This is a genomic window from Synechococcus sp. R8-2 (genome assembly GCF_047461715.1).
GTDB lineage: Bacteria > Cyanobacteriota > Cyanobacteriia > Thermostichales > Thermostichaceae > Thermostichus.
The window spans coordinates 1-1,055 of sequence record NZ_JANSHQ010000101.1 but is presented as its reverse complement, the minus strand read 5'-3'; the positions used below and the strand labels follow the sequence as shown (position 1 = coordinate 1,055).

Annotated in this window: 1 protein-coding gene and 1 tRNA gene; one reads left to right on the top strand and one right to left on the bottom strand. The window is 53.4% G+C overall.

Annotation, left to right across the window (positions count from 1 at the left end):
• The first annotated feature begins 110 nt into the window (after nucleotides 1-110).
• A complete protein-coding gene (locus NW819_RS02775) occupies nucleotides 111-458 on the top strand; it encodes a DUF1815 family protein (RefSeq protein ID WP_011434143.1) in 348 nt (115 codons plus the stop codon).
• Between the two features lie 300 nt (nucleotides 459-758).
• On the opposite strand, the gene NW819_RS02770 is transcribed toward NW819_RS02775, so the two are convergent.
• Nucleotides 759-831 (bottom strand) — tRNA-Glu (locus NW819_RS02770).
• Nucleotides 832-1,055: the final 224 nt, after the last annotated feature.

The window sequence follows — 1,055 nt, the reverse complement described above, 5'->3', positions numbered from 1 at the left end:
TTGTCGATTGTTATGATAGATGTAAACCTAGCCCTAAGCATAAATTACTAGTTAGGTCATTTGCAGCTAGGCTAAGCCCCAAAAGTGCCAATCCGTTAGGGAGGAGTGTGATGTTCACACGGTTGGCGGAACAATACCGCAGCTATGTTCAAGATCTGGTGATGAGTTTGCAGGCTCTGGCCATCGTTTTGGAGAAGCGGGGCTACCCAGCCTCTTGCTACACCTGTGGTACGTCTTTCGAGAGTGCCTCGTTTATGGTCAGTTTACGAGAGGGGCACCTAATCCGCTTTTTGGTTTCCGAATGCTCCATTAGCTGGACAGAAATGCGGGATGACCGGGAGCTTATGAAATTGGAAGGGGCAGAGGCGATTCGCCAACTGCAGGAGCTGGCAGAGCTTATCAAAGATGAGCTGTTGGTCGCCGCCACGCCGGCTGAAGCTCTGGTGGCCAGCACCTGATCCTGGCAGGCCCTAGGTCTGCTCAAACCCAAGCCGTAGCCGATTGGGCAACTGGGCCCGACCTTCTAGAGGCTTTCCCAATCTTGGGGGGGGGCGAGGGCTGGATAGGAATCCTCCCCGATGGAGTTGCAGTTGGCTAACTGCCAATACCACTTGTGTCTGGATCCCAGATGACCCGCTCTCCCAGCTTGTATCTGGAGTGGTTTGTGGCAGCAAAGCCTCTCTGAGTAAAGTCTGAGTAAGGTGTCACCGCTGCCAGGGATCCCCTGTTGACGGCTTCATCTTATAACTCTGACCCAATACCCCCAAGGGGATTCGAACCCCTGTCGCATCCGTGAAAGGGATGTGTCCTAGGCCTCTAGACGATGGGGGCGCTCTCCGACAAGGCGATCCTAATCCTAAAGAAGGATAAGTAAGCTTGTCAACCTTTTAATCTGCATCCCCAGACCCACGCCCTGCCAAGTTCAGAATCAAGATCCCCAGCAAAGCCAGGCTCAGCAGGCTGGCAATTACAATCGGTTCATCTGGGATCACGTCCATCTTGGCTTCACCTCACCACATCACAAAGAGCCACACCTCAGCTAGAAATCGCAGGAG

Excerpts from the sequence above, each read along its gene's own strand:
- NW819_RS02775 (WP_011434143.1), top strand. The coding sequence starts at position 111 with ATGTTCACACGGTTGGCGGAACAATACCGCAGCTATGTTCAAGATCTG.